Below are 26,920 nucleotides of genomic sequence, written 5' to 3' on the forward strand. Positions count from 1 at the left end.
GGGCGGGAACGGCGTATGCTGGCGTGGGCGGCGCGTCGTGGCGAGCGCGCCGCGCGATCAGCCCAGTTCCTTGACCAGTTCCGGCACGACCTCGAACAGGTCGCCCACCAGGCCGTAGTCGGCGACCGAGAAGATCGGCGCTTCCGGGTCCTTGTTGATGGCGACGATGGTCTTCGAATCCTTCATGCCGGCCAGGTGCTGGATCGCGCCCGAGATGCCGACCGCAATGTACAGGGTCGGGGCGACGATCTTGCCGGTCTGGCCAACCTGCCAGTCGTTCGGCACGAAGCCGGCGTCGACCGCGGCGCGCGACGCGCCCATGGCTGCGCCCAGCTTGTCGGCCAGCGGCTCCAGGATCTTGAAGTTGTCGGCCGAACCGATGCCGCGGCCACCCGAGACGATCACCTTGGCGGCGGTCAGTTCCGGACGATCCGACTTGGCCAGTTCGCGGCCCACGAAGGTCGAGGTGCCCGAGTCGGCCACCGCGGTGACGTTCTCGATGGCGGCCGAACCGCCGCCGGCTGCCGAATCGAAGGCGGTGCCGCGCACGGTGATGACCTTGACCTTGTCGCCCGATTGCACGGTGGCGATCGCGTTACCGGCGTAGATCGGACGCTCGAAGGTGTCGGGCGAATCGACCTTGGTGATCTCGGAGATCTGCGCCACGTCGAGCTTGGCGGCCACGCGCGGCAGGATGTTCTTGCCGTAGGCGGTGGCCGGGGCCAGGATGTGCGAGTAGTCGCCAGCGACCGCCAGGATCTGCTCGGCCACGTTCTCGGCCAGGCCGTCGGCGAAGTGCGGCGCATCGGCGACCAGCACTTTCGCCACGCCGGCGATCTGCGCGGCGGCTTCGGCGGCGGCGCCGCAGTTCGAGCCGGCGACCAGGATGTGGACCTCATTTGCACCGGCAGCGCCGCACTGGGCGGCAGCCGTCACGGTGTGGTGGGTAGCGCCCTTCAGGGAGCCGTTGTCGTGTTCAGCAATGACTAATGCGACCATATTGATTCCTATGTATGTTTGACGAGCGAACGGCGTTCAGATGACTTTGGCTTCGGTGCGCAGTTTCTGCACCAGGGTAGCCACGTCCGGCACCTTGACGCCAGCCGAGCGCTTGGCCGGCTCGACGACCTTCAGGGTCTTCAGGCGCGGCGTCACGTCCACGCCCAGGTCTTCTGGCTTGACGGTTTCGAGCGGCTTCTTCTTCGCCTTCATGATGTTCGGCAGCGTGACATAGCGCGGTTCGTTCAGGCGCAGGTCGGTGGTGATGATGGCCGGCAGGGTCAGGGCCACGGTTTCAAGGCCGCCGTCGACTTCACGGGTCACGGTCACCTTGCCGTCTTCCAGCACGACTTTCGAGGCGAAGGTGGCTTGCGGCCAGCCCAGCAGCGCAGCCAGCATCTGGCCGGTCTGGTTCGAGTCGTCGTCGATCGCCTGCTTGCCCAGGATGATCAGCTGCGGCTGTTCCTTGTCGGCCAGCGCCTTGACGATCTTGGCCACGGCCAGCGGCTCGGTATCGCCCGCGGTTTCCACCAGGATGCCGCGGTCGGCGCCGATCGCCATGCCGGTACGCAGGGTTTCCTGGCACTGGGCCACACCCACCGAGACCGCCACCACCTCGGTGACCTTGCCGCCTTCTTTCAGGCGGGTCGCCTCTTCCAGTGCGATCTCGTCGAACGGGTTCATCGACATCTTGACGTTGGCGACATCGACGCCGCTATTGTCGGACTTGACGCGAACCTTGACGTTGTAGTCGACCACGCGTTTGACGGGTACCAGGACTTTCATAGGGTGCCTTTAAAAATGGGATGGATCGAAATAAGTGGCCTAGATTATATGAGAAATCGACGCTGCGGGCCAAATTAAAGCACGATCGTACGATTTTTAATTAGAGCAAATCGCCTAAACTGCTCAGGCCGCTGTTTCAAGGGAAGCAGACGGGGCTGGACGCCCCGTCACGTCGATACGCACGCGGCTGCAGCATGACCTGCAGCCTGTCGCATTATTTGCGGCGCATCAGGAAGATGAACTCGCCATTCTCATGGGTATGGGCCAGCAAGGCATTGCCAGTCTGCTTGGCAAATGCCTGGAAGTCACGCACGGAGCCGGTGTCGGTGGCAACGATGCGCAGCACCTGGCCGGTTTCCATCTCGGCGAGCGCCTTCTTGGCTTTGAGGATAGGCAGCGGGCAGTTCAATCCGCGCGCATCCAGGTCTCTCTGGAATTCCATGGTCTCGGTTTCGAAAGTGATATCGCTCATCGCATTGCCTGCTTTGATTAAGTGGTCCAACTTCAGTCGCATACTACTCCAATTCGGGCAGTATGACGCACCGCACCAAAATAGTCACACATTGTTGCGAGACTGCAACCTCAATGTGAAATGCTTGACCTAAGAACATTGAGTGTGTACTGGATGCTCACGAAACGGCACTGCAGCGGTGCATCACATCCCCTAGATGCGGTCCGAAATGGGGCGCGCAATAGACGAAACGTCCATTAAAACAAAGTGTTACGACTTTCGGCCGAGACCAGGGCCGCGCAAGCAAAACGCCACCCGAAGGTGGCGTCAATAGTCCGACTAATAACTCAGGACAATCAGGCGCGCTCGCCGACCCAGCCAGCCACGCCGGCCAGCGCTGCCGGCAGGCCCGATGGATCGGTGCCGCCCGCTTGCGCCATATCAGGACGGCCGCCGCCCTTGCCGCCCACCTGCTGGGCGACGAAGTTCACCAGCTCACCGGCTTTTACTTTGCCGGTGGCGTCCTTGGTCACGCCCGCGATCAGGCTGACCTTGCCGTCGGCCACGCTGGCCAGCACGATGGCAGCCGTCTGCAGCTTGTCCTTGAGCTTGTCCATCGCTTCGCGCAGGGTGGCGACGTCGGCGCCCTCCATGGTGGCCGCCAGCACCTTGATGCCGTTGACGTCGACCGCCTTGCCCGCCAGCTCGTCGCCCTGGCCTGCCGCCAGCTTCGACTTGAGTGCGGAAACCTCCTTCTCCAGCACTTTCACCTGGTCTTGCACCTGGGCGATGCGGGTGGTCAGCTCGTCCGGGCTGGTCTTGAGGGCGCCGGCCGCTTCGACCAGCTTGCGGTTGATCGACTGCACCAGGGCCAGTGCGCCCTCGCCCGTCACCGCTTCGACGCGGCGGATGCCGGCGGCAACGCCGCCTTCCGACACGATCTTGAACAGGCCGATGTCGCCGGTGCGGGTCACGTGGACGCCGCCGCACAGCTCTTTCGAGGTGCCGATGTCCAGTACGCGCACGGTGTCGCCGTATTTTTCGCCGAACAGCGCCATCGCGCCATGCTTGACGGCGTCGTCGAAGCTCATGTGGTGCGACTGGGTCGGGTGATTCTCGAGGATCTCGCGGTTGACGATGGTTTCCACTTGCGCGATCTCGTCGGCGGTGAGCGCCTGCGGGTGGCTGAAGTCGAAGCGGGTCTTGTCCGGATCGACCAGCGAGCCCTTTTGCTGCACGTGGCTGCCCAGCACTTCGCGCAAGGCCTTGTGCATCAGGTGGGTCGCCGAGTGGTTGCGGATGGTGCGGCCGCGCTTGACGGTATCGACTTGCGCGTCGACGGTGTCGCCCACCTTGAGCGAACCTGCGCGCAGCACGCCATGGTGGCCGAACACGTCGGCCTGGATCTTGAGCGTGTCTTCGACCTCGAACCGCACGCCGCCAGCGCCAATCACGCCCTGGTCGCCGACCTGGCCGCCCGATTCGGCATAGAACGGGGTGGTGTCGAGCACCACGATGCCGGCCTGGCCGGCCGTGAGCTCGTCGACCTTCACGCCGTCGGCGTACAGCGCCAGCACGTGGGTGTTGTGGGCCAGCGCGTCGTAGCCGACGAACTTGGTCTTCTCGCCCGCGTACTCGACGTTGGCGGCCATCTTGAACTTGCCGGCGGCGCGGGCGGTCTTCTTCTGCTGTTCCATGGCGGCGGCAAAGCCTGCCTCGTCGAGCGTGACGTTGCGCTCGCGGCAGATGTCGGCGGTCAGGTCGAGCGGGAAGCCATAGGTGTCGTACAGCGTGAAGGCGGTGCCGCCGTCGAGGTTGTTCGGATCCTTGGCCAGCTGGGCTTCCAGGATCTTCATGCCGTTTTCGAGGGTCTCGCCGAAACGCTCTTCCTCGGCCTTGAGCACCGAGGCCACGCGGTCTTTCACGTTGCGCAGTTCAGGATAGGCTTCGCCCATCTCGAGGTCGAGGTCGGCCACCAGCTTGTAGAAGAACGGTTTCGTCTGGCCCAGCTTGTGGCCGTGGCGCAGCGCGCGGCGGATGATGCGGCGCAAGACATATCCGTGGCCTTCGCTGCTCGGGATGATGCCGTCGACGATCATGAACGAGGCCGAACGGATGTGGTCGGCGATGACCTTGAGCGAGTTGTTGCCCAGGTCTTCGATGCCGGTCTCGCGCGCGGCCGCCTTGATCAGGTTCTGGAACAGGTCGATCTCGTAGTTGCTGTGCACGTGCTGCAGCACGGCGGCCAGGCGCTCCATGCCCATGCCGGTATCGATCGACGGCTTCGGCAGCGGGGTCATATTGCCCGCTTCGTCGCGGTTGAACTGCATGAACACCAAATTCCAGATCTCGATGAAGCGGTCGCCGTCTTCCTCGGCCGAGCCTGGAGGGCCGCCCCAGATGTCGGCGCCGTGGTCATAGAAGATCTCGGTGCACGGACCGCAAGGGCCGGTGTCGGCCATCTGCCAGAAGTTGTCCGAGGCGTAGCGCGCACCCTTGTTGTCGCCGATGCGGATGATGCGCTCTTGCGGCACCCCGATCTCGTTGGCCCAGATATCGTAGGCTTCGTCGTCCTCGAAATAGACGGTGACGGTCAGCTTGTCGGCCGGCAGGCCGTAGACCTTCGTCAGCAGTTCCCAGGCGTACTGGATCGCATCGCGCTTGAAATAGTCGCCGAAGCTGAAGTTGCCCAGCATTTCAAAGAAGGTGTGGTGACGCGCGGTGTAGCCGACGTTTTCCAGGTCGTTGTGCTTGCCGCCGGCACGCACGCAGCGCTGGACCGAGGTCGCGCGCGAATACGGGCGGCTGTCCAGGCCCAGGAACACGTCCTTGAACTGCACCATCCCGCTATTGGTCAACAGCATGGTCGGGTCATTGCCCGGCACCAGCGGGCTGGAACGCACGATGGAATGGCCTTTGGATTCAAAGAACTTCAGGAACTTTTCGCGAATGTCTGAGGATTTCATGTCTGTTGGAGAGGCGGAATGGGGCAGCTTGCCATATAAAGAAACGATTATAGCCTAGCCGCCGCCGTCAATATCGGTCCTGGCGATATTGACAAGCCAGCATGCAACAGTGGAATCAGCGCAGCAGCTCGCGCACCGCGCGCGCCCTCGGTTCGACCGGCGCCAGCATCGTCAGGGCGGCCTGCTGCAGGATGCGCGCACGGGCCTGGCCGTCCGGGCCGGCATCGAGCGTGCGCGGACGTGCCTGCAATGCCACGGCGACGAGGCCGAGCCAGTGGTTCACGGCGGCCTGGGCGCCGTCGGCGTGCGGGGAAAACGGGATGATGGTGGTCGAGGGTGCCATTGCTGCTGCATCAGAGAGATCGTGAATACTTATCGTCTCCCCCGGCACTATTCTTGAGGCTGCCTGCAAAATATATTGCTGAGCCGACATCCCAGGCAGCCCGGTTCAGGCGAAATCCGGCCCGATCAGGTCGATGCGGTCGGTGCAGAAGGCGTCCACGCCCCATTCGAGCAAGGTGCGCGCGCGGCCCGGATCGTTGACGGTGTAGCAGAACAGGCCGAAGCCGGCTGCCTTGATCGCCCGGGCGCCCTGCTCGTCCAGCGTCTGATGGTGCAGGTGGACCGCGCTCGCTCCAACCTGGTGGGCGCGCGCTTCCCAGTTGGACGGCAGCTTCGCGGTTTTGCGGAACAGGAGGCCGCGCGGCAGTTCGGGCGCCACCTCGCGGGCGGCCTGCAGGGCAGATTTCTTGAACGACGACAGCAGCGGCAGGCGGGACCGGTCGGCGCCGCGCAGTTCATCCGCAAACATCCGGGCCGCCAAGCTTGCCACGGCCCGGCCGGTGGCACGGGCCTGCCAACGCGCGGGCTTGATCTCGATATTCATCCAGACGCCCTGCGTTTTGCAGAAGGCGGCGAAGTCGGCAAAGTAGGGAATCGGTTCGCCGGCAAAGCCGGGGCCAGCCCATGAACCGACATCCATCAGGGCAAGGTCGGCAGCGTCGTAGTCGTCGACCATCCCCTTCCCTCCCAGGCGTTTACCCAGGTCCTGGTCGTGGATGACGACCGGCACCTTATCGCGCGCCAGCATCACATCGAACTCGATCGCGCGATAGCCATGATCGATGCCGCAGCGCACGGCTGCGAGGGTATTTTCAGGGGCGAGCGTGCCGCCCCCACGGTGTGCGATCACACGTGGATAAGGCCACATAGTCGAGTCCTTTCGATGGTTAAGCGGCCGGCACGCCGAAGCGCCAGGCCAGCCAGGCGAAGGCGCCCAGGTTGAGCGCCACCGTCAGCTGGAACTTGCGCTGGAACGGTTGCTTGCTGGTCTTGTGGCGCAGCCACTGTTGCGCCAGCAGCGCGCCCGGCCAGCCGCCCACCAGGCCCAGGATCAGCAAGGTGGACTCGGGCGTGCGCCAGGCGCCCGCGCGCGCCGCCGACTTGTCGATGGCATAGGCGACGAAACAGGTGAGGCTCGTCGTCAGATAGGCTGCGCCGACCAGCTGGGACATATCCCAGGCCAGGCTGGCGAACAGGTAGATGACGGCCAACAGGGCAAGCGGCAAATAAGGCATGGCCGAAGCTTACCGCTCCCGGACCACGAATGTCCATATGGCAAACATGCACAACCATCTGCCCTGCAATGCCGTCCTGGGTTCGTCATCGAACAGAGCGCGTGATACCGAAGGCCTACCCTGAGTCTCTCACAGGTATCACATCAGCAGGAGATGACATGGCTTTTGATTTAGGAAATTTATTGCAGCAATACGTCGGTGGCGCCATTGCCAATAATGGCAAGGCGGCCGACGACTTCGACCAGGTGGCGCAGAACGCGCCCCGCGCCAGCATCGCCGAGGGCATCGCCAGCGCCTTGCGCTCGGACCAGACTCCGCCCTTCCCGCAGATGGTCAGCCAGCTGTTCGGCCAGAGTAATCCCAACCAGCGCGCCGGCATGCTCGACAAGCTGCTGGGCGGCGCCGGCGGCGGCCTGCTGGGCTCGGTAGCCGGCGGTGCGCTGGGCAAGATTTTCGGCGGCAATGCACCAGCGAAGGTGACGCCGGAACAGGCGGCACAAGTCTCGCCTGAGCAAGTGCAAGAACTGGCCGAAAAGGCGCAACAACAGAATCCCGGCATTGTCGATCGTATGAGCGACTTCTATGCCGAGCATCCGACCTTGATCAAGGCGGCCGGCGGCGCCGCGCTGGCCGTCGCACTCGGCTATATGGCCAACAACATCCGCAAGCAATCACCAGAAAAGGAGGGTCCCGTGGGTATCCTGAGCAATATCTTCCACAAAATTTTCCCAGGTAAAAAAGATGCGGCGCCTGCCGCGACGACGGCTGCTGCACCGGCAGCAACAAGCGCCGCGCCAGCCCCGCAAGCCGCACCGGCTGCGGCACCGGCCGCCACCCCTGCCGCACCGGCTGCTGCGCCGATGCAGCAGGTCGACGTCGAGCAGGTCTTGAACGATATGCAGAAGTCGTCCGGCCAGCAACTCAACTGGCGCACCTCGATCGTCGACCTGCTCAAATTGCTCGGCCTGGACAGCAGCCTGCAATCGCGCAAGGAACTGGCAGCCGAGCTGAACTACACCGGCGACACCGGCGACTCGGCCAAGATGAATATCTGGCTGCACCGCCAGGTGATGAACAAGCTGGCCGCCAACGGCGGCAAGGTGCCGGCCGACCTGCGCGACTGATCCGGCGGGCGGGCGCGGCGCGGGCTAATCCGCCAGCGTCGTGTTCGCCGCAGTCCCGCGGGCCAGGCAGAATCGTGCGAACGCGTTCTTGCGCGTCTCACAACTGCCGCAGCGGTTGAACAGGCCGATGCCGCAATGCGGGCAGAAATCGCTCTTGCCGTCCTTGAGGTCGACCGCGCGCTCGCAGCCGGGGTTTTCATCAGTTAGCCGATACATGTTTAGAATTGCTCAAACCTATTCAGGTTGATCAGATTGCCCGTTGATTTTGCTATCCCGCATAATCCATGCATCCGGCTACATCGCTATCGAAGAAGTTCTGCGACCATCAATGTCGCGCAAAGCACGAAAAAAGCTTCTTTGCCGAGACAAGTTCGGGAACTATCTTCTGGTCTGACACTCTTACAATTATCTGCGGCTGCATTTGGTTGCAGGTAAAGTTGTTGGCGGTGAGTTCCACCGTCCCTGCCTGTGGAGGAGAAGGCGCTGGCCTGGCATGCGAATTGTCAGGTGAAACCGTCTCCGGTGAATCAGGAATTCAACAGTAAAGTTAACTGTGGTTAGCTTTGCGTAAGTTTGAAAGAACGGCACACGCCCTTGGCCAGGCGCGCCTGGACCACGTCATAACGCATGCCCTGGCGCCGCTCGGCGTCGGGCAGCGCCTCGGCCTGTTTCTGGCGCGTCAGATAGCCCTGCAGCCAGGCGATGGCATAGCGACCCGCGACGATCGTGAGAATGATGCCGACGATATACCTGACATAGCCGCCATAGCTCGGCAGATAGGGCACCAGCTCGAAGAAAAAGGTGAACAGGGCAAAGAGGATAAAGCCCCAGGCGAACGGCCAGTCCGGCGTCTTGCGCTTGTGCCTGAACAGCCAGGCGGCGCCCAGCAGCAACGGCAGGGTCAGCGCCAGGCGGTAGAGAAAGACGCGCAGCTCGCGCGCCTCGACTTCGTCGGCAAAGGCGTGCTGGGCCGGCTCTTCCAGCGCGCGCCAACGCAGGCTGGCGCGCTCATAGGCCTGGGTTGCGTCCAGCATCGTCTGCTGCTCGCCTTCCACCGCCGCCAGGGCGGCGCGTTCAGCGCGCTCCAGGGCCTCCAGGCCCTGGGTACGCTTGATCAATTCGGGGTCTTGCTCGGGCCGCGCGGTCGCTTGCCGCGTCGCCAGCCAGTCGTCGAAGGTCGAACGCGCCGAGCGCGTATTCGATTGCGCCACCGTGTGCTTCTGGCTGGCCTGCTCCAGGCGCGTGCGCGCCGCCTCGATGCGCTTTTCTTGCGCCGACATCTCGGCGCGCAGCTTGCCGACCTGGGCCGGGTTCATGAACTGCTCGACAGTCAAGGGCTCTTCGACGTTGCGCAGGTTCTGCACGACCAGGCCGCCAAGGCCGACCAGGAATGCGGCAAAGACCAGTGCGACGAGCCACAAGGCGCGCTGCATCCATTGTTCGGTCAGGCGCAAGCCTTTGCTCATGAAGCACTCCTGGGCGATGGACAAGCCCGCAGCTTGCCATCGTCCGGCGTACCCTGCTACTGGTAAATATCAGGGACCTGGCTTGCGCTACCGCAAGTATCGCAAAGCGATACCAAACACCGTTCAGAAGTAGGACAGGCCGAGCGCCTTCTTGACCTCGTCGGTGGTCGCCGCCGCCACTTCGCGCGCTTTCAGCGTGCCTTCCTGCAGCATCTTCATGACCTGGGCCGGATCCTTGGCAAACTCTTCGCGGCGGGCGCGGATCGGCGCCAGCAAGTCTTGCAGGATGCCTTCCAGGCGTTTCTTGACGATGCTGTCGCCCAGGCCGCCTCGCTGGTAGTGCGCCTTCATCTCGGCCAGGCCTTCCTTGTCGGTGTCGAAGGCGTCGAGATAGGTGAAGGCGACATTGCCCTCGATATGGCCCGGATCCGACACCTTCAGGTGCAGCGGGTCGGTATAGACGTTCTTGACCGCGGCGCGGATCTCGTCGGCGCTGGCGCCCAGGTTGATGGTATTGCCGAGCGACTTGCTCATCTTGGCCTTGCCGTCGATGCCCGGCAGGCGGCCGACTTCCGGCACGAAGGCCTTGGCCTCGACCAGCACGTCGCGGCCGACGATGCGGTTGAAGCGGCGCACGATCTCGTTGCACTGCTCGATCATCGGGATCTGGTCTTCGCCCACCGGCACCACGCTGGCCTTGAAGGCGGTGATGTCGGCAGCCTGGCTGGCCGGATAGGTCAGGAAGCCGGCCGGGATGTCGCGCTCGAAGCCGCGCAGGACGATTTCGGCCTTGACGGTCGGGTTGCGCTCGAGGCGCGCGACGGTCACCAGGTTCAGGTAATAAAAGGTCAGCTCGGTCAGCTCCGGGATCTGCGACTGGATGAAGATCGTGGTCTTGGCCGGGTCGATCCCGACCGCGAGGTAATCGAGCGCCACCTCGACCACGTTCCGGTGTACCTTACCCAGGTCATCCATATTGTCGGTGAGCGCCTGCGAGTCGGCGAGCATGACGAATTGGCGGTATTCGTGCTGGTAGCGCACGCGGTCGCGCAGGCTGCCCACGAAGTGGCCGAGGTGCAGCGGACCGGTCGGACGGTCGCCGGTCAGGATGATCTGGTTCGCAGGAGCAGAAGTAGAAGTAGAAGCAGTATTTTGTTGCAGGGTCATCGGAGGTCCTTGGTAGATGCCTCGATCGTCCTGCGTCAAAGAATGAACGCCACCCAAATCGAGGCGGCGTTAGCTGGAATGCACATCATTTCCGGGGCCGCGCGCTAGGAGCGGCGCCACCAGGCAAGAATTGGATGTGCTTTCGGAAAGATCATGGACCGCATGGTTGCAGGTTGGCGTCGCGCTGTCAACCCGCTGCCCAATGCAATCGGCGCCGTGATCCGGCAGGCAGGGCCCTCCCAACGCAGTTTGATCCTCGGTAGCGCCGCATTGCCGATATTTTGTTGCCATAAAATTAAGGAATAAGAACAGCCATGAACAAGAGCACGAACAGCCCAGCGACTCCCCTCGAACTCTGGGGCGGCCTCGAATGCACGGTCAACCGTGTCCAGGACACCTATTTCAGCCAGCTCGACCGCAACGGCCACAGCGCGCGCGCCTGCGACATCGAGCGCTTCGCCGGCCTGGGCATCCGCGCCATCCGCTACCCGATCCTGTGGGAACGCACCGCCCCCGACGGCATCGAGCAAGCCGACTGGCGCTGGCCGGACGAGCGCCTGGCCGCGCTGCGCGCTGCCGGCGTGACCCCGATCGCCGGTCTGATCCACCATGGCAGCGGCCCGCGCCACACGAGCCTGGTCGATCCCGGCTTTGCGCAAGGGCTGGCCGACTATGCCGGCGCGGTCGCCGCGCGCTACCCGTGGCTCGAGTACTACACCCCGGTCAACGAAATCTGCACCACCGCGCGCTTCGCCGGCCTGTACGGCGTCTGGTATCCGCACGGCCGCGACGACCGCACCTTCATCGACGCCCTGCTCAACCAGTGCCGCGCCACCGTGCTGTCGATGCGCGCCATCCGCGCCGTCAACCCGCATGCAAAACTGGTGCAGACCGACGACCTCGGCAAGACCTACAGCACGCCCGAACTGGGCCATGTGGCCGAGTTCTACAATGAACGCCGCTGGCTGGGCTGGGACCTGCTGTGCGGCATGGTCGGGCCCGAACACAAGCTGTGGAACTACCTGCGCAAGACTGGCGTCGCCGCCGAAGAGATAGCGTGGTTCCGCGACAATCCCTGCCCGCCGGACCTGATCGGCGTGAATTACTACGTCACCAGCGAGCGCTGGCTGGACCACCGCCCAGAACGCTATCCGCCAAACCATCGCGGCGTGGCCGATGGCATCCCCTGCGCCGACATCGAAGCCTCGCGCGTGCTGGCCACGCCGACGCCGGGCATCGCCCCGCTGCTGTCCGAGATCTGGGAGCGCTATGGCATTCCACTGGCGATCACCGAAGCCCATATCGACGCCAACCGCGAAGACCAGATGCGCTGGCTGCTCGAGATCTGGGAAGCGGCCCAGCAGTCGCGCGACAACGGCGTCGACGTGCGCGCGGTCACGGTCTGGGCCCTGCTCGGTTCCTTCGACTGGAACAGCCTGGTGACGGTCGAGCGCGGCTACTACGAGCCCGGCCCGCTCGACGTGCGCTCGCCGCTGCCGCGCCCGACCGCCCTGGCAAAGATGATGCGCGAACTGTCGGGCGGCGCGCCGCTGTCGCACCCGGTGCTGCGCGCCCAGGGCTGGTGGCGCCGGCCGGGCCGCTTCCTGTGCCAGCAGCCGGTGGCCACGCCCGCCGCCCTCACCTCGATCGCGGCCGACGGCCACCGCCTGGTGGGCACCGACGCCGCCCCGATCCTGATCCTGGGCGCGACCGGCACCCTGGGCCGGGCGTTTGCCCGCATCTGCGACAAGCGCAACCTGGCCTACAAGCTGCTGTCGCGCCAGGACATGGACATCGCCGACGCCGACTCGGTCGAGCGCGCGCTGGCCCGGCACAAGCCGTGGGCGGTGGTCAATACCTGCGGCTATGTGCGGGTGGACGATGCCGAGCACGAGATGGAACGCTGCCAGCGCGAGAACACGCACGGCGCCGCCATCCTGGCCGCGGCCTGCGCGCGCCACGGCATCCACCTGACCACCTTCTCGAGCGACCTCGTATTCGACGGCAGCAACGAGCGGCCGTATGTGGAATCGGACATGCCCAATCCGCTCAACGTCTACGGCCGCAGCAAGCTCGAGGCCGAGCGCGCGGTGCTGGCCAACCACCCGGGCGCGCTGGTGGTGCGCACCAGCGCCTTCTTCGGCCCCTGGGACGGGCATAATTTCGTGACGCTGGCACTGGACGCGCTTGAGCGCGGCGACCCGTTCGTGGCCGCCAGCGACTTGACGATCTCGCCGACCTATGTGCCCGACCTGGTGCATGCCTGCCTGGACCTCGCGGTCGATCGCGAAGCCGGCATCTGGCACCTGGCCAACAAGGGCGAACTTACCTGGGCCGAGCTGGCGCGGCGCGCGGCCGAGCTGGCCGGTGTCGATGCGGCGACGCTGGAGGCCAAGCCGGCCGCGGAATTCGGCTTCACCGCGGCGCGGCCGGCGTACTCGTCGCTGCATAGCGAGCGCGGTGCATTGTTGCCGACGCTGGACGACGCGCTGCGGCGGTATGTCGAATTGCGCACTGCGGAGAAGGCGGAGCGCTGCGCGCTGCTGGCCGAAGCGGAAGGGCGGCAGGCGGTGGCAGGTGGCGATAGCCAGGCGGAAGCCGATACGGTTGCGGCGGTGCAGTCCGGGACCTGATGCGCCCCTGGATGCGGCGGCCCGGACGCCGCATTCGATCCGGCCATGCAACGCCCGCTTGACAGAGCGTAAGCAGGTTCACCGCCGGATTGATACATTGGCCGCTCTCAGTCGCGGGAATCTGCAATGGCAAGCTTTGACACGTACCCGACAATGATTGCCATTGTCCTGACGATGTGCCTTCCTGCGCAAGCAATGCAGCCAGGGCACGGGATAACAGGCGATTGGAAGCTCACCTCAGTCCTGGACGGCGTCGACATCACCTCTATTGATCACGAGCAGGCCAAACAGCTTCTTGGTCGGATCATGACAATAAGTGAAACGGGAGTGCGGTTCGGAACCGATACCTGTCGCGTATCGACGTTCGACAGTAAGCGTGTCGTCCCGGATCTTTACCTGCGCCAGGAAGCGCGAATGAGCGCCGTTAATCTGAATCTGCCCAATCCGGTCACCGTCGTCGATGTTGGCTGTACACGGATCTTCCTCAAAAAATCCGGCCACGCCGTGATCTTCTGGGATGGCTTCTTCTTTGAAGCAAGGAGGATCCATTCACCGACTTCCTTTCCTCGCTAAACAAGAGCAAACCAGATCGCGCTGGAAGCGCATCGGCGGCTGGCCGACCTGATCGGTATACCCTGGCGCCGGCGCAAGCGCTCGAGCGGGGCCAGCTATAATCGGCGCTTCCCGATCGCATACAAGAAAAACGAGACATGACGCCCCCCAGTTCCCCTTCCCCCGCCTTGCCCAAAGCGCTCGGCCACATCCGCGTGCTCGACCTCTCGCGCGTGCTGGCCGGCCCCTGGTGCTCGCAGAACCTGGCCGACCTCGGCGCCGACGTGATCAAGATCGAGCGCCCGGGCGCCGGCGACGATACCCGCGCCTGGGGCCCGCCGTATGCCAAGGATGAACAAGGCAAGGACACGCTGGAAGCCGCCTATTACCTGTCGGCCAACCGCGGCAAGCGCTCGCTCACGGTCGACATCGCCACCCCCGAAGGCCAGGCCCTGCTGCGCGAGCTGGTGGTTCACTGCGACGTGGTGCTCGAGAACTTCAAGGTCGGCCACCTCAAGCGCTATGGCCTCGACTACGACTCGCTCAGCAAGATCAAGCCCGATCTGGTCTACTGCTCGATCACCGGCTTCGGCCAGGACGGACCCTATGCCCACCGCGCCGGCTACGACTTCCTGATCCAGGGCATGGGCGGCCTGATGTCGGTCACCGGCGAACGCGACGACCTGCCCGGCGGCGGGCCGCAAAAGGCCGGCGTCGCACTCACCGACCTCATGACCGGCATGTATGCGACGGTCGCCGTGCTGGCCGCCCTCACCCACCGCGACCGCAGCGGCGACGGCCAGCACATCGACATGGCCCTGCTCGACACCCAGGTGGCGATGCTGGCCAATGTCGGCAGCAATTACCTCAACAGCGGCAAGCCGCCCAGGCGCTGGGGCAATGCGCACGCCAATATCGTGCCCTACCAGACCTTTGCTTGCGCGGACGGCCACCTCATCGTCGCCACCGGCAACGACGGCCAGTACCAGAAGTTCGTCGAGGCCGGCGGCCGGCCGGAGCTGGGCAGGGATCCGCGCTTCGCCACCAATCCACTGCGCGTGCAGAATCGCGACCAGCTGGTGCCGCTGCTGGCGGACATGGTCAAGCTAAAAAAACGCGACGAATGGATCGCCCTGCTGGAAGAAAAAGGCGTGCCCTGCGGTCCGATCAACGACGTCGGCGAGGTGTTCGCCAACGAGCAGGTCGTGGCGCGCGCGATGGCAATCGACCTGCCGCACCCGAGCGCCGGTCAGGTGAAACTGGTGCGCAATCCGATCCGCATGTCGGCTACGCCGGCAACGAGCGGGATGGCCCCGCCCCTGCTGGGCCAGCACACGAGCGAGGTGTTGCGCGAGGTGCTGGGCAGGAGCGAGGATGAGATCGCGGCCTTGCGCGATCGGGGTATCGTCTAAAAATCAGTGCAGCTGGTGCTTCAGGTTCGACAGCTCGTCGTGCACGCGCACGATGACCGACTGGACTTGCGGTGACGGACGGGTCGACGTGCAGACGCGCTTGGCCTCGTCGCCCATGGCTTCCAGGTCGTCGATGGCCTGCACCATGCGCGACTGGTCGTTCGACTGCATGACGCTTTGCGCGCGCCCGGCTTCCTCGGCGATCTTGTGGATGCAGTCGCGGATCTCGCTCGGGACGCTCTGGTCGCTTTGACAGACTTGCTCGGCCTGGTTCACGACTTGCTGGACGTTTTTAAAACGTTGCTGGATGTCGGCGGTTTGCAGCATGATGTCCTCCTGGGAATGATGTGGAAAAATCCACTGGAGCCTTCCAGCTTAGGACAGGATCGTGGTTTATCAAGCATCGTTTGCGGCCGGACGGCGGGGCAAAGGCGGTGCGTTCCAGCCGGCACTCATACCGTATCGCCCATCCCGTCCGACAGCGCCGCGCACAAGGTCTCGACCAGCTCGCGCACGCGCGGCACGCCTTCCTTCGCCTTGGGCCACACCACGTGGATCGGCAGGCCCGCGGTCGCGTGCTGCGGCAGGATCTGCACCAGGCCGCCGTCGCGCAAGTGGCGTCCGATCAGCCAGGTCGACATCTGGGCGATGCCCAGGCCCGCGAGCGCCAGCCCGGCCTGGGCTTCGGCGTCGCCCGCCACGATCCGTTCATCGGCGCCGCGCCGCTCGACCAGGGCGCTGCCGTGCCGTACCAGCCAGGGGCTGATCGTGCCGTCGGCCTTGCCGTACATGATCGCCGCATGCCGGTCGAGGTCTTCGATCGAGGCCGGCACGCCCTGCGCTTCGAGATAGGACGGCGCCGCGCAAAACACTTTCTGGTCCTGGCCCACGAACCGGTGGCCCAGCAGCGGCGACCAGGCTTCGGGACTGCCGATGCGCACGGTCACGTCGATACCTTCGTCGATCATGTTCACGTAGCGGTCGGTGAACGACAGCACCGGCCGGATACGCGGATAGCGGCCCAGGAAGGCGCTCAATACCGGCAGCACCATCACCCGTCCATAGGTTGCCGGGAGATCGATGCGCAGGCGGCCGGCCAGCAAGGCGCCCTCGGCATGCAGCGCCAGTTCGGCGTCCTCGAGTTCGCCCAGCACCCGGGTGCAGGCGGCCAGGAAGCGGGTGCCGGCATCGGTCAGGCACAGCCGGCGCGTGGTGCGCTCGAACAGGCGCACATCCAGGCGCGCCTCGAGACGCGCGATCGCCTTGCCGACGGCCGAGCCGGTCAGGTTCAGGCGCGCGGCCGCGCGCACGAAGCTGCCCGACTGGGCCACGGCCACGAATACGTCGACACCCTTCAGGCGTTCACTGCTTTGCATGATCGATTCCGGAATTAAATTCCGCTAAGTATAGGAATAAATGCCCGAGATAGGAAATTCCATTTCCAATACCATGGCGCCCCTGATCAAACCATCAATCCACCATGTCCAACCCATCTTCTCCCGCCGCCATCGCGCAGCCGGCCGCGTCGTCGTCCGCCGGCCTGTCGATCTTCATCCTGGCGCTGGCCGGCTTCCTGGTCGTCACCACCGAATTCCTGATCGTCGGCCTGCTGCCGGCGCTGTCGCGCGACCTCGGCATGTCCATCTCGATGGCCGGCCAACTGGTCACCCTGTTCGCCTTCACCGTCATGCTGTTCGGTCCGCCGCTGACGGCCTGGCTCTCCCACCTCGATCGCAAGGCGCTGTTCGTCGCGGTGCTGGTCGTGTTCGCGCTGTCCAATGCGCTGGCGGCGGTGGCCACGAATATCTGGATGCTGGCGCTGGCGCGCTTCATCCCGGCGCTGGCCCTGCCGGTGTTCTGGGGCACGGCGAGCGAGACCGCGGCCGAGCTGGCCGGGCCCGCCAAGGCCGGCCAGGCAGTGGCCAAGGTCTATCTCGGCATTTCCGCGGCCCTGCTGTTCGGCATCCCGCTGGGAACGATTGCCGCCAACAGCATCGGCTGGCGCAGCGCCTTCTGGATCCTGGCCGTGCTGTCGCTGGCGATCGCGCTCGCCCTGTGGCGCCTGATGCCGGCCGTGGCGCGCGCCAAACGCGTGGATTTTCGCTCGCAGGCGCGCCTGTTCCGCGAGCCCTACTTCCTGGCCAACGTCGCGCTGTCGATCCTGGTGTTTACCGCCATGTTCACCGCCTATACCTACCTGGCCGACATCCTCGAACGCCTGGCCGGCGTGGCGCCGGCCAACGTCGGCTGGTGGCTGATGGGCTTCGGCGCGATCGGCTTGATCGGCAACTGGTTGGGCGGCAAGGCGGTCGACCGCGCACCGCTCAGGGCCACCGCAAGCTTTGCCGGCCTGCTGGCGCTCGGCATGGCGCTGTGCGTGCCGGCGGCCGGCAATCCGCTGCTGTTCTGCGCGGTGCTGGCGCTGTGGGGCATCGCCTACACCGGCCTGTTCCCGATCTGCCAGGTACGGGTGATGAAGTCGGCCACCCATTCGCAGGCGCTGGCCGGCACCGCCAATGTGTCGGCCGCGAACGCGGGCATCGGCCTCGGCGCCATGCTGGGCGGCGTCGTTATCCCGTGGCTCGGGCTGGACATGGTCGGCTATGTCGCCGCCGGCTTCGCACTGCTGGCGGCGGTGCTGGCGCCGCTGGTGGCGCGCCTGCGCCGGGCTGCGTAGCCGTGAGGTTCAGTGGCTGAAGGTGATCGACACGCAGCGCGCCACCGCTTCCTCGCCCAACACGAACTGCATCACCTCGTCCGCATTGCACTGGCCGCCGCCCCACAGCACGGAGTGGCCGCCGCCCCAGTCGGTCAACAGCTTGACCGGCCCGGCCCTGCGCAGCGCCTCGATATGGCGCAGGGCGCCGTCATACGATGTCTTCGCATCGCGGTCGCCGTGGATCACCAGCGGGTAGCTGCCCATGCTCGCGGCCTTGCGCCGCACGTCGGCCACCACTTCCCTCAACAGTGTGTCCTGGCCGGCATCGAGTTCCTTGATCATGTCCGGGATGCGATTGGCGGCGCTGGGAAAGTCGAGCAAGGTGCCGAAGAACCGTTTCAGGTCCTTGCCGGGCACATTCGCCAGTAGCGCCGGCTCGGTCCCGGCGCGCGCCAGCACGCGCCGGTAGAGCGGCTCGAGCGGTTCGCCGATGTGCTGGCCGCAGCGCCCGCGGTCGCAGCCCGCCAGGATCTTGCGGCCCACCGCATCGGCCACCAGCGAGTGGCGGCTCAGGTCAGCCGTGGCGCCGTCCTGCAGCGGCACCAGCGAATCGAGCACCAGGCCATCGACCGTGGCGCCCATCGCGACCGTGCGCAGCACCAGCTGGGTGCCGTACGAGACGCCGTACAGATACGTCTTGCCGTGGCGCGGCGTGCGCTCCAGCAGACATTCATGTCTGCATGCATATCCCAGCCTCGTGAAAATATTTTTTCACAAGGTGCATCCATTCCTGCATCTGGCGAGTAGTACCAGCGCCAACATTGCAGCCGACCCGGCCGCGATGCGCCCCAACGAATTCAAACAAGCAATTCTTACTGAGGACACATCATGACCAAACCGCACTTCACCAAGCTCGCCCTCGTTTCCTCGATCGCCCTGGCCCTGGCCGCCTGCGGCAGCAGCAGCGACGACGATCATGCCGCGCCGCCGACCACGACACCGCCGCCGGCCGTCGCCGTCGGCGACGTGGTCGCCCTGACCGCCAGCAATCGCCTGGTCTCGTTCGACCGCGCCACGCCAGGCACCATCCGTAGCAACGTCCTCGTGACCGGCCTGCAGAGTGGAGAGAACCTGGTCGGCATCGATGTGCGGCCGGCCGACGGCATGCTGTACGGCGTCGGTTCTACCGGCCGCCTGTATACGCTGGACGCCGCGACCGGCGCCGCCACCAATAAATCGCGTCTCGCCGCTGACGCCGCCGACACCACCGAGCCGTTCACCGCGCTGGCCGGCGCCAGCTTCGGCGTCGACTTCAACCCGATGGCCGACCGCCTGCGCATCGTCAGCAATACCGGCCAGAGCCTGCGCATCAATGTCGACACCGGCGCTACCACCACCGACGGCAGCATCAATGGCGGCGCCGCCAATACCGCGATCTCGGCCTCGGCCTATACCAACTCGTTCGCCGGCACCGCCTCGACCACCTTGTACGGCATCGACAGCGCGAATTCGACCTTGTACACGCAGAATCCGCCGAACAACGGCACGCTGGCCACGCCGGTGCCGCTGGGCGTCACCATCGGCGCCGCGAATGGCTTCGACATCGATGCGCGCACCAATATGGGCTATATGGTCGCCACCGTCGGCGGCGCCCGCAACCTGTACGGCGTGAACCTGGCCGCCACCAGCGCCCCGACGAACCTCATCGGCGCGCTTGGCGTCACCGAAGACATCCGCGGCATCGCACTGCGCGGCGCCGCGGCCCCGGTCGTGCTGGGCCTGGCCGACAACAACCGGCTGATGGGCTTCAAGGTCGGCGCGCCCAATACCATCGACACCAATGTCGCCATCACGGGTCTCGCCGGCGGCGAGACGCTGGTCGGTATCGACGTCCGGCCCAAGGATGGCATGCTGTATGGCTTGACCTCGACCGCGCGCCTGGTGACCATCGACCCGGCCACCGGCGCCGCCACCATCAAGGCGACGCTCAGCGCCGACGGCGCCGACACCACGGCGCCCTACACCGCCATGCAGGGAACGGCGTTCGCGGTCGACTTCAACCCGGCCGCCGACCGCCTGCGCGTGATCAGCGACAGCGGCCAGAGCCTGCGCATCAACGTCGACACCGGCGCCACCACCACCGATGGCAATATCAACCGCGCCGGCGTAGCGCCAGTCGTCGTTGCAGCCGCCTATACCAACAGCATTCCGAATGCGGCGTCGACCCAGCTGTTCGACGTGGACGGGGCGAGCGCGGTGCTGGCGCTGCAGAATCCACCGAACGACGGCACGCTGGTGAACGTCGGCCCGCTGGGCGTGACGGTTGCCGGCGACGGCGGCATGGATATCGGCGGCGGCGCGAACGGCCTGGTGCTGGCGGCGCTGCGCACCGCCGCCGGCGGCCCGAGCTCGCTGTACCGGGTCGACCTGGCGACCGGTGCGGCAACCCTGGTCAATGGCGCGGCGACGCCGGCGACCTCGGTGATTGGCAGCGGCACGCCAGGCGTGCGCGACATCGCGATCTGGCTGCGCTGATAGGAGACTGGCGGGGGCCTCATGGTCTTGTCTTGGCCGCCGCCAGCAACTCCTATATCCTGACCGCGCGCCCGATGTAGAGTATGGGCCCGGTCGGACGGCCGATCGGTGAACCGGAGGCCGGTTCCAATGTGATCTCGAACAGCTGGTTCGGCACCACCTTGGGAAGGTTGGCGAGCTTGACCTCGACCGATTCTCCCGGCTTGACCAGGCCCAGCGAGACGGGACCATCCCAGTCGTCGGCCTTGGTCCACAATTGCAGCGCGCGATCGGCAGGCACTTCGGTCCTGGCCAGCGGCTCCAGGCGCAGCGTGTCGTCGTCCACCAGTTCCAGCACCCAGCCCGGCCCCGCGTTCTGCGGCGCGGCCAGCACCACCATATAGCGCGGCTGCTCGACCTCGTACAGCCGCCCGCCGACCACCACCGCCATGATCGCGGCGGCCGCGAAGCCGCCGGCCGCCAGGGCGCGCCACAGGCCGAGGCGTTCCCACCAGCCGGGGGCGGCGGCGTGCACGGGCGCCGGGAATGGGACCGGCGCCGGCCCCAGGCTGCGCTCGATGCGCGGCCACAGGGCATTTGACGGAGCTGCCGGTTCGACCAGCGCGTTCAGGGGCAGCAGCCGTTCTTCCCAGTAGGCGACGGCGGCGCGCAAGGTGGCGTCGTCCGGCAGCATGGCGTCGACCTCGCGCCGACGCTCGCGCGACAGGGTGCCGAGCACGTACTCGCCGGCCAGCTCGTGGGGATCGTGGCGATCGTGGATTGGATTCATACCATGCACTCCCGCAGCGCGCTCAGGCCGCGCTTGATCCAGGCCTTGACGGTCCCCAGCGGGGACTTCAGGCGTTCGGCGATCTCGCTGTGCGAGAAGCCGTCGACATAGGCATGCAGGATGCTGTTGCGCTTGGCGACGTCGAGCCGGTTCAGGCAGTCGTGCAGGCGGCCCATGTCCTGGCGCAGTTCGAAGGCGTCCTGCATGCCGGGATCGTATGCTTCGGCGCCAAGGGTGTCGAACGCCTCCTCGTCGACATGGATATCGCGCGCGCCGTCGCGCACCGCATCCAGCGCCGCATGGCGCACCACGGTGTACATCCAGCCGCGGCCCGAACCGCGCGTGGCGTCGAAGCTCGCGGCGCGGGTCCAGATGCTCACGAAACCGTCGTGCAGCACGTCCTCGGCCGCCTGGCGCTCGCGTACGATGCGCAGGGCCACGCCGAGCAGGCGCGGGCTTTCCTGGTCATACAGGCGGCGCAGGGCTTGCCGGTCGCCGCGCGCGCAGGCGGCGAGGTGGGCTTCATAGTCGAAGTGGTCGGATGCAGTGGTCACGGCGGGCGGTTCATGGGTGGAGGGTCCGGGACCTGCGTGCTCCCGCTGAGCGGCAATTATAGTAAGCCTGGCGCAAGAGGCATGCACGCCAGGACATCAGTGAGCGCAATCCTGGCGCGTGCGGTCGAGCGCCTGGCCCACGCTCACCGCCAGCTCGGCCAGCTGGAACGGCTTGCGCAGCACGACTCCGTCGCCGATGACCTGCTCGATCGCCTTCATGTCGGCGTAGCCGGTGGCGATGATCATCGGCAGGCCGGGAAACATGGCGCGCGTACGCTGCATCAGCTCGGCGCCGGTCATGCCCGGCATCAGGTAGTCGGTGATGAGCAGGTCGGGCCGCTCGGCGTGCAGCGCGCGCAGGCCAGCCTCGCCGTCAGGCGCCTGGCGCACCGTGTGGCCGAGCGCTTCGAGCGACGACACCATCGATTCGCGCACGAAATCGTCGTCCTCGACAATCAGGATGCGCGCCGCCTGGCGCACGGCAGGCAGGTGCGCGGGCGGCGCCGGTTCGGCGTCTTCGATGCCGCTTGCCGTGCGCAGCCAGATCTCGACCGTGGTGCCGACGCCCGGCTCGCTGAGGATGCGCGCGGCGCCGCCCGATTGCTGCGCCATGCCGTACACCTGGCTCAATCCAAGCCCGGTGCCTTTCACGCCCTTGGTCGTGAAGAACGGCTCGAACACCTTGGCCACCAGTTCGGGCGCCATGCCTTCGCCGCTGTCGGTGACGGCAATGCGCACGTAGTCGCCCGGCGGCAGCAAGCCGGGCGACGGCTGGTCGCAGGCGGCCACGAACACCAGCTCGCCACCTTCGGGCATCGCGTCGCGCGCATTGATGGCCAGGTTCAGCAGCGCCATCTCCATCTGGTTGGCGTCGGCCAGCACCGGCGGGCAATCGCCGGCGACCTCGAAGCGCGGCCGGATCCGCGAGCCGAGCGAGGTAGACACCAGTTCGCGCACGCCGTCGAACAGCACGCCGATATCGGTCTGGCGCAAGTCCAGGCTCTGGTTGCGGGCGAAGGCCAGCAGCTGGCGGGTGAGCTTGCCGCCGCGCTGGCAGGCCTTGCGCGCGATCTCGGCGCGGCCCTTGGCTACTTCGTCTTTCGACATGAGCAGGATCAGGTCCATGCTGCCCTGGACCACGTTGAGCAGGTTGTTGAAGTCGTGGGCAATGCCGCCGGTCAGGCGCCCCACCGCTTCCATCTTCTGGTATTGCGCCATGGCCTGCTGCACCCGCTCGCGCTCGATGATCTCGTTCATCAGGCGGTCGTTGGCCTGGGCCAGGGCGCGGGTGCGCTCGTCGATGCGCGACTCCAGCGTCTCGTTCAGCGCCACCAGCTCCTGCCGGCTCTGATGCAGGTTCGCGGCGGTGCGCTCGCGGTCGGCCAGCACGTCGCGCGCCTGGTACTGGCGGCGCCGCGTGCGCAGCGCCGAGACGGTGGCGCTGCGCAGGGTCTGGGCATTGAGCGGGCGCTCGAGCAGGATGACGTTGCCCAGGTCGCCCAGGCGCTCGCGGGTGCCGCTCTGCTGGCCGAGTGCCTTCCCCAGCAACACGATGAACGGAAAGTCGGACCATGCCTCCTGGCGTTCGAGCCAGGTGCGCAGCCCGGCGCTGTCGACGTCATGCAGCGCTTCCTCGGCCACGATGGCGGCGCCGGCGCCCTCGCCGATGGCAGCGACCAGCCGGCCGAAGCCGTCGACGGTTTCGCAGGCCAGGCCGTCGCGCCGCAGGACGCCGGCCATGACCTCGGCGTCGCGCCCGTGGGGCGCGAAGACCAGGATCCGCTCGTCGCGCGGACTATGTGGGTTCATTCGCGGCCGGCGCCATCATCGGCGTGTGGCCGTGGTAATTCGGGATCCCGGTCAGGACGCCCTCGAATCCGGCCAGCGGCGCACCGATTCTTATCCCACCCTCGCCCAGCTGCAGCTCGTGGATGGTCGTGGCGTGCTGGGTGGTGCGGCTCTTGATGATGCTGATTGCGCGCCGGACCTGGCCGCCCGCCTCGAAGAATCGCATCAGCACGGTGGCGTCGCTCAGGTAGCTCAGGTCCACGTCGGTGCGAGCCTCGGCCAGAAGGCCATGCTGGCCCAGGATCATCATGGTGGTGATGCCCTGCTGGTTCAGGTACGACAGCAGCTCGTGCATCTGCAGGATCAGGAACTGCTCGCCGGGCATCGCCTGCAGGTAGGCGTTCAGGCTGTCGATCACGATGAAGCGCGCGGCGCGCGGCCCGACCGCGTCGAGCAGCATCTGCGTGAATTCCCCCGGCGACAGTTCGGCCGGGTCGATGTGGTTGATGGTGAGCTGGCCGTTCGCGAGATACGGCCGCAGGTCGAGCCCGAGCTGGATGCTGCGCGCGAAAAAGGTGCCCATTCCTTCGTCGAACAGGTAGTAGGCGGCACGCTCGCCGCGTTCGAGCGCCGCCAGCAGGCAACGCGTCGTCAGCGTGGTCTTGCCAACGCCGGACGGTCCAACCACCAGCGTATTGGTACCACGCACCAGCCCGCCGCCGAGCAGGGCATCGAATTCGTCGGAACCCGATGAGCCGACCTGGGGAAGGAAATCGCGCACGTGCTCGGCCGCGATCAGGCGCGGGTACATGACGATGCCGCCAGTCTCCAGGCTGTAGTCATGGTAGCCGCCGCGGAAGCGGATGCCGCGCATCTTGATGATGTTCACCCGCCGCCGCTCCTTGCCGTACTCGCGGGTCAGCTGCTCCAGGCTGATGACGCCGTGCGCGAGGCTGTGCAGGTGCTGGTCGGCCTCGGCGGTCTTGTCGTCGAGCAGCAGCACGGTACAGTCGCGCGCCGAGAAGAACTGCTTGAGCGCCAGGATCTGGCGCCGGTAGCGCAGCGGGTTCTGGGCCAGCAGGCGCACCTCGGACAGGCTGTCGAACACGACCCGCTTCGGGCGTACGGCATCGATCTGGTTCATCACCTTGTGCGTGGTCTCGCCCAGCTCTATTTCGGATGGGTGGAACACCGACTGCTGCGAATCGGGATCGAGGTCGTCGTCGCCGGCCAGCTCGACGATCGCCAGCGCACCCAGGTCCCAGCCGTGGCTGCGGCCCACCGCGAGCAGCTCGTCGGTCGTTTCGGACAGCGTGATGTACATCCCGCTCTCGCCCCGCGCGACGCCGTCGAGCAGGAACTGCAGGCCGAGCGTGGTCTTGCCGGCGCCTGGCGAACCCTCGACCAGGTACAGGCGCTGCGGCGTCAGGCCGCCGCCGAGGATGTCGTCAAGACCGCGGATGCCAGTCGAAGTGCGGTTGGAAATACCGTCGGTCATAGGGAAAAAGCCTTGGAATGCGTGTACGAAGATGGAACAATTATATCTGCATTATGCGTTAGCACGAACGGCCGGGAACGATCCGTGCTACACTATCGCTTTTGCGGCATTAGTCAATTTTCCTGGTAGTATCATTATTGACATACACTAAGATTGCCCTTGGTAATATACGACCTGTCCCCATATCGTGTTCATGTGGACGACCTTGCGCCTGCGGCGCAGCCTCCATGGCGACACCCTTGCGGATGACAAGGGCCGCACCGAACGAAGCACCGCCAGTCATCGAACTTCAAGCCTGCCTTGCGCGGGCCTTGTCATTCCCGGCAACGCGCCCGCGCTGCGCCGCCATGTTCATTCTGACACCGCCTGCTCACGCGGGCCGCACCACCCGCCCGCCCCGTGCATCTTCGCGCCAGGCCGGCCCGATTCGTATTCAAACTAACAGGAGCCCATCATGGCAAAAGAAGAACTCATCGAAATGAATGGCGTCGTCGCTGAAGTGCTGCCGGATTCGCGTTATCGCGTCGATTGCGAAAACGGCCACAAGCTGATCGCCTACACCTCCGGCAAGATGCGCAAGAACCACATCCGCATCATCGCCGGCGACCAGGTCAGCCTGGAGCTGTCGCCCTACGACCTCAGCAAGGGCCGGATCACCTTCCGTCACCTGGGCAAGTCGGCCGGCACCGGCCGCCCGCCGGTGAACCGCGCGGCACGCCGCTGATCGACCAGGACGCCACGCCCGACAGCGTGGCGTTTTTACTTGGGCGCCGCTTTACTTGAGCAGCACCGGCGCCAGCGTGCGCAGGCGCAGCGCGATCAAGAGGCCGATGCCCAGGATCGCGCCCAGCAGCGCCACCACGCCGGCCCAGCCCCAGTGCTCGTACACATAGCCGGTGAACCACCCCACCACGCTCGAGCCCAGGTAATAAAAGAACAGATAGATGCCCGAGGCCAGCGCCTGTGGCGGCTGCGCGCGCCGCCCGACCCAGCTGCTGGCCACCGAATGGGCGGCGAAGAAGCCGAACGTGGCCAGGCCCACGCCCAGCACCACGGCGACCACCGAATCGAGCAGGGTCACCAGCAGCCCGGCGATCATCACTCCCATCACCAGCCACAGCACGTTGCGGCGGCCCAGGCGATCGGCCAGCTTGCCGGCCCACATCGAGCTGAAGATGCCCAGCAGATAGAGCAGCGACAGCAGCCCGACCGCGCCCTGGCGCAGGCCGAACGGTGGCGCCAGCAGGCGGTAGCCGATGTAGTTGTACAGGCTGACGAAGGCCCCCATCAGCAGGAAGGGCAGCGCGAACAGCCATGGCAGGCCGGGGTCCGCCAGGTGGATGCGCAGGCCGTCGATGAAGCCCGGCCCGCGCGCCGGCAGCGCGCCGCCGTGGCGCGACGGCGGCAGGCTGCGCGAGAATTCCCAGGCCGCATACAGCCCTGCCGCGCCGAGCAGCCCCAGCGCCACCCGCCACGAGGCGACATCGCTGATGAAGGCCGAGATCACCCGCCCGCTCATGCCGCCGAAGGCGCTGCCGCTGATATACATGCCCATCGACAGGCCGAGCGAGGTCGGCTCGATCTCGTCGCTCAGGTAGGCCATGGCGACCGCCGGCAGGCCGCCCAGCATCAGGCCCATCAGGCCGCGCACGGCGACCAGCTGGGTGTAGTCGGCGGCCAGGGCGCAGGCCAGGGTCAGCACCGCGCCGCTGATCATCGACGCCACCATCACCGTCTTGCGGCCGAACCGCTCGGCCACGCTGGAAGAGCCCAGCAGCGCCAGCGCCAGGGTGGCGGTGGACACCGACAGCACCAGGCTGCTCTGGGCCGGCGACAGGTGGAAATCGTGGCCCAGGAGCGGCATCAGCGGCTGGACGCAGTACAGCAAGGCGAAGATGGAAAAGCCCCCGAACGCCATCGCGCGGTTGATGCGCCGGAATTCCGGGCTGCCGGAAACGATGCGCGCGCCAGGTGTGCTCATGCC

The 26,920-nt window shown here is 65.9% G+C and carries 25 protein-coding genes; 7 read left to right on the forward strand and 18 right to left on the reverse strand.

Annotation, left to right across the window (positions count from 1 at the left end):
• Positions 1 to 57: 57 nt before the first annotated feature.
• The 7 genes from E8M83_RS19475 to E8M83_RS19505 form a co-directional block, all read right to left on the reverse strand.
• The gene (locus E8M83_RS19475; protein WP_137175007.1) at positions 58 to 999 is read right to left on the reverse strand and encodes an electron transfer flavoprotein subunit alpha/FixB family protein; all 942 of its coding nucleotides are present in this window, start codon (positions 997 to 999) and stop codon (positions 58 to 60) included.
• A gap of 36 nt (positions 1,000 to 1,035) precedes the next feature.
• Complete coding sequence (locus tag E8M83_RS19480) at positions 1,036 to 1,785, reverse strand: electron transfer flavoprotein subunit beta/FixA family protein (RefSeq protein WP_137175008.1); 750 nt, start codon at positions 1,783 to 1,785, stop codon at positions 1,036 to 1,038.
• Between the two features lie 214 nt (positions 1,786 to 1,999).
• Complete coding sequence (locus E8M83_RS19485; protein WP_137175096.1) at positions 2,000 to 2,227, reverse strand: sulfurtransferase TusA family protein; 228 nt, start codon at positions 2,225 to 2,227, stop codon at positions 2,000 to 2,002.
• 365 nt (positions 2,228 to 2,592) lie between these two features.
• Positions 2,593 to 5,202 (reverse strand): alanine--tRNA ligase, encoded by a 2,610-nt coding sequence (gene alaS, locus E8M83_RS19490; protein WP_137175009.1) that lies wholly within the window; start codon positions 5,200 to 5,202, stop codon positions 2,593 to 2,595.
• A gap of 115 nt (positions 5,203 to 5,317) precedes the next feature.
• Entirely contained in the window at positions 5,318 to 5,545 is a 228-nt protein-coding gene (locus E8M83_RS19495; RefSeq protein WP_137175010.1) for a hypothetical protein, read from the reverse strand.
• 105 nt (positions 5,546 to 5,650) lie between these two features.
• Positions 5,651 to 6,412 (reverse strand): glycerophosphodiester phosphodiesterase, encoded by a 762-nt coding sequence (gene ugpQ, locus E8M83_RS19500; RefSeq protein WP_137175011.1) that lies wholly within the window; start codon positions 6,410 to 6,412, stop codon positions 5,651 to 5,653.
• A gap of 19 nt (positions 6,413 to 6,431) precedes the next feature.
• On the reverse strand, positions 6,432 to 6,779 hold the full coding sequence (locus E8M83_RS19505) for a DUF1294 domain-containing protein (RefSeq protein ID WP_137175012.1): 348 nt from the start codon (positions 6,777 to 6,779) through the stop codon (positions 6,432 to 6,434).
• Between the two features lie 692 nt (positions 6,780 to 7,471).
• Here E8M83_RS19505 and E8M83_RS26130 point away from each other — a divergent pair.
• Positions 7,472 to 7,903, forward strand: a complete 432-nt coding sequence (locus E8M83_RS26130; protein WP_229491696.1) for a DUF3597 domain-containing protein — start codon at positions 7,472 to 7,474, stop codon at positions 7,901 to 7,903.
• 24 nt (positions 7,904 to 7,927) lie between these two features.
• Here the strand turns inward: E8M83_RS26130 and E8M83_RS19515 are convergent, their stop codons facing one another.
• The 3 genes from E8M83_RS19515 to trpS all read right to left on the reverse strand — a co-directional run bounded on the left by E8M83_RS19515 (position 7,928) and on the right by trpS (position 10,536).
• On the reverse strand, positions 7,928 to 8,119 hold the full coding sequence (locus tag E8M83_RS19515; protein ID WP_373995062.1) for a hypothetical protein: 192 nt from the start codon (positions 8,117 to 8,119) through the stop codon (positions 7,928 to 7,930).
• Positions 8,120 to 8,460: 341 nt separating this feature from the next.
• Positions 8,461 to 9,369, reverse strand: coding sequence for a serine endopeptidase (locus E8M83_RS19520; protein WP_229491687.1), 909 nt, complete (start codon positions 9,367 to 9,369; stop codon positions 8,461 to 8,463).
• A 123-nt stretch (positions 9,370 to 9,492) separates the two neighbouring features.
• Positions 9,493 to 10,536, reverse strand: coding sequence for a tryptophan--tRNA ligase (gene trpS / locus E8M83_RS19525; RefSeq protein WP_137175013.1), 1,044 nt, complete (start codon positions 10,534 to 10,536; stop codon positions 9,493 to 9,495).
• 314 nt (positions 10,537 to 10,850) lie between these two features.
• Between trpS and E8M83_RS19530 the strand changes: the two genes are divergently transcribed.
• The 3 genes from E8M83_RS19530 (at position 10,851) to E8M83_RS19540 (ending at position 15,133) form a co-directional block, all read left to right on the forward strand.
• Entirely contained in the window at positions 10,851 to 13,169 is a 2,319-nt protein-coding gene (locus tag E8M83_RS19530; protein ID WP_137175014.1) for a family 1 glycosylhydrolase, read from the forward strand.
• Positions 13,170 to 13,295: 126 nt separating this feature from the next.
• Complete coding sequence (locus E8M83_RS19535) at positions 13,296 to 13,742, forward strand: hypothetical protein (protein WP_137175015.1); 447 nt, start codon at positions 13,296 to 13,298, stop codon at positions 13,740 to 13,742.
• 137 nt (positions 13,743 to 13,879) lie between these two features.
• A complete protein-coding gene (locus E8M83_RS19540; RefSeq protein ID WP_137175016.1) occupies positions 13,880 to 15,133 on the forward strand; it encodes a CaiB/BaiF CoA-transferase family protein in 1,254 nt (417 codons plus the stop codon).
• 3 nt (positions 15,134 to 15,136) lie between these two features.
• Here E8M83_RS19540 and E8M83_RS19545 read toward each other — a convergent pair whose 3' ends face one another.
• Positions 15,137 to 15,460: a hypothetical protein gene (locus E8M83_RS19545; protein ID WP_137175017.1), complete on the reverse strand. Its 324-nt coding sequence runs from the start codon at positions 15,458 to 15,460 to the stop codon at positions 15,137 to 15,139.
• Between the two features lie 125 nt (positions 15,461 to 15,585).
• The gene (locus E8M83_RS19550) at positions 15,586 to 16,509 is read right to left on the reverse strand and encodes a LysR family transcriptional regulator (protein ID WP_137175018.1); all 924 of its coding nucleotides are present in this window, start codon (positions 16,507 to 16,509) and stop codon (positions 15,586 to 15,588) included.
• A gap of 104 nt (positions 16,510 to 16,613) precedes the next feature.
• Here E8M83_RS19550 and E8M83_RS19555 point away from each other — a divergent pair, with 104 nt between their 5' ends.
• Positions 16,614 to 17,810 (forward strand): MFS transporter, encoded by a 1,197-nt coding sequence (locus E8M83_RS19555; RefSeq protein WP_137175019.1) that lies wholly within the window; start codon positions 16,614 to 16,616, stop codon positions 17,808 to 17,810.
• A gap of 9 nt (positions 17,811 to 17,819) precedes the next feature.
• Here the strand turns inward: E8M83_RS19555 and E8M83_RS19560 are convergent, their stop codons facing one another.
• The gene (locus E8M83_RS19560) at positions 17,820 to 18,452 is read right to left on the reverse strand and encodes an alpha/beta hydrolase (protein WP_137175020.1); all 633 of its coding nucleotides are present in this window, start codon (positions 18,450 to 18,452) and stop codon (positions 17,820 to 17,822) included.
• A 228-nt stretch (positions 18,453 to 18,680) separates the two neighbouring features.
• On the opposite strand from E8M83_RS19560, the gene E8M83_RS19565 reads away from it, so the two are divergent.
• Positions 18,681 to 20,327, forward strand: a complete 1,647-nt coding sequence (locus E8M83_RS19565; RefSeq protein ID WP_137175021.1) for a DUF4394 domain-containing protein — start codon at positions 18,681 to 18,683, stop codon at positions 20,325 to 20,327.
• A 52-nt stretch (positions 20,328 to 20,379) separates the two neighbouring features.
• Here E8M83_RS19565 and E8M83_RS19570 read toward each other — a convergent pair whose 3' ends face one another.
• The 4 genes from E8M83_RS19570 to E8M83_RS19585 all read right to left on the reverse strand — a co-directional run bounded on the left by E8M83_RS19570 (position 20,380) and on the right by E8M83_RS19585 (position 24,936).
• Positions 20,380 to 21,096 (reverse strand): anti-sigma factor domain-containing protein, encoded by a 717-nt coding sequence (locus E8M83_RS19570; RefSeq protein ID WP_137175022.1) that lies wholly within the window; start codon positions 21,094 to 21,096, stop codon positions 20,380 to 20,382.
• On the reverse strand, positions 21,093 to 21,650 hold the full coding sequence (locus E8M83_RS19575; protein ID WP_137175023.1) for a sigma-70 family RNA polymerase sigma factor: 558 nt from the start codon (positions 21,648 to 21,650) through the stop codon (positions 21,093 to 21,095). The genes E8M83_RS19570 and E8M83_RS19575 overlap by 4 nt, the downstream gene beginning before the upstream one ends.
• A gap of 96 nt (positions 21,651 to 21,746) precedes the next feature.
• The gene (locus tag E8M83_RS19580) at positions 21,747 to 23,459 is read right to left on the reverse strand and encodes a response regulator (protein ID WP_137175024.1); all 1,713 of its coding nucleotides are present in this window, start codon (positions 23,457 to 23,459) and stop codon (positions 21,747 to 21,749) included.
• On the reverse strand, positions 23,446 to 24,936 hold the full coding sequence (locus E8M83_RS19585) for an ATPase domain-containing protein (protein WP_137175025.1): 1,491 nt from the start codon (positions 24,934 to 24,936) through the stop codon (positions 23,446 to 23,448). Before E8M83_RS19585 ends, E8M83_RS19580 begins: the two co-directional genes overlap by 14 nt.
• A gap of 454 nt (positions 24,937 to 25,390) precedes the next feature.
• Between E8M83_RS19585 and infA the strand changes: the two genes are divergently transcribed.
• Positions 25,391 to 25,660 (forward strand): translation initiation factor IF-1, encoded by a 270-nt coding sequence (gene infA / locus E8M83_RS19590; RefSeq protein ID WP_137175026.1) that lies wholly within the window; start codon positions 25,391 to 25,393, stop codon positions 25,658 to 25,660.
• Between the two features lie 51 nt (positions 25,661 to 25,711).
• On the opposite strand, the gene E8M83_RS19595 is transcribed toward infA, so the two are convergent.
• Positions 25,712 to 26,917: an MFS transporter gene (locus tag E8M83_RS19595; RefSeq protein WP_137175027.1), complete on the reverse strand. Its 1,206-nt coding sequence runs from the start codon at positions 26,915 to 26,917 to the stop codon at positions 25,712 to 25,714.
• Positions 26,918 to 26,920: the final 3 nt, after the last annotated feature.

Source organism: Massilia sp. HP4 (assembly GCF_005222695.1).
Taxonomy (GTDB): domain Bacteria; phylum Pseudomonadota; class Gammaproteobacteria; order Burkholderiales; family Burkholderiaceae_D; genus Telluria.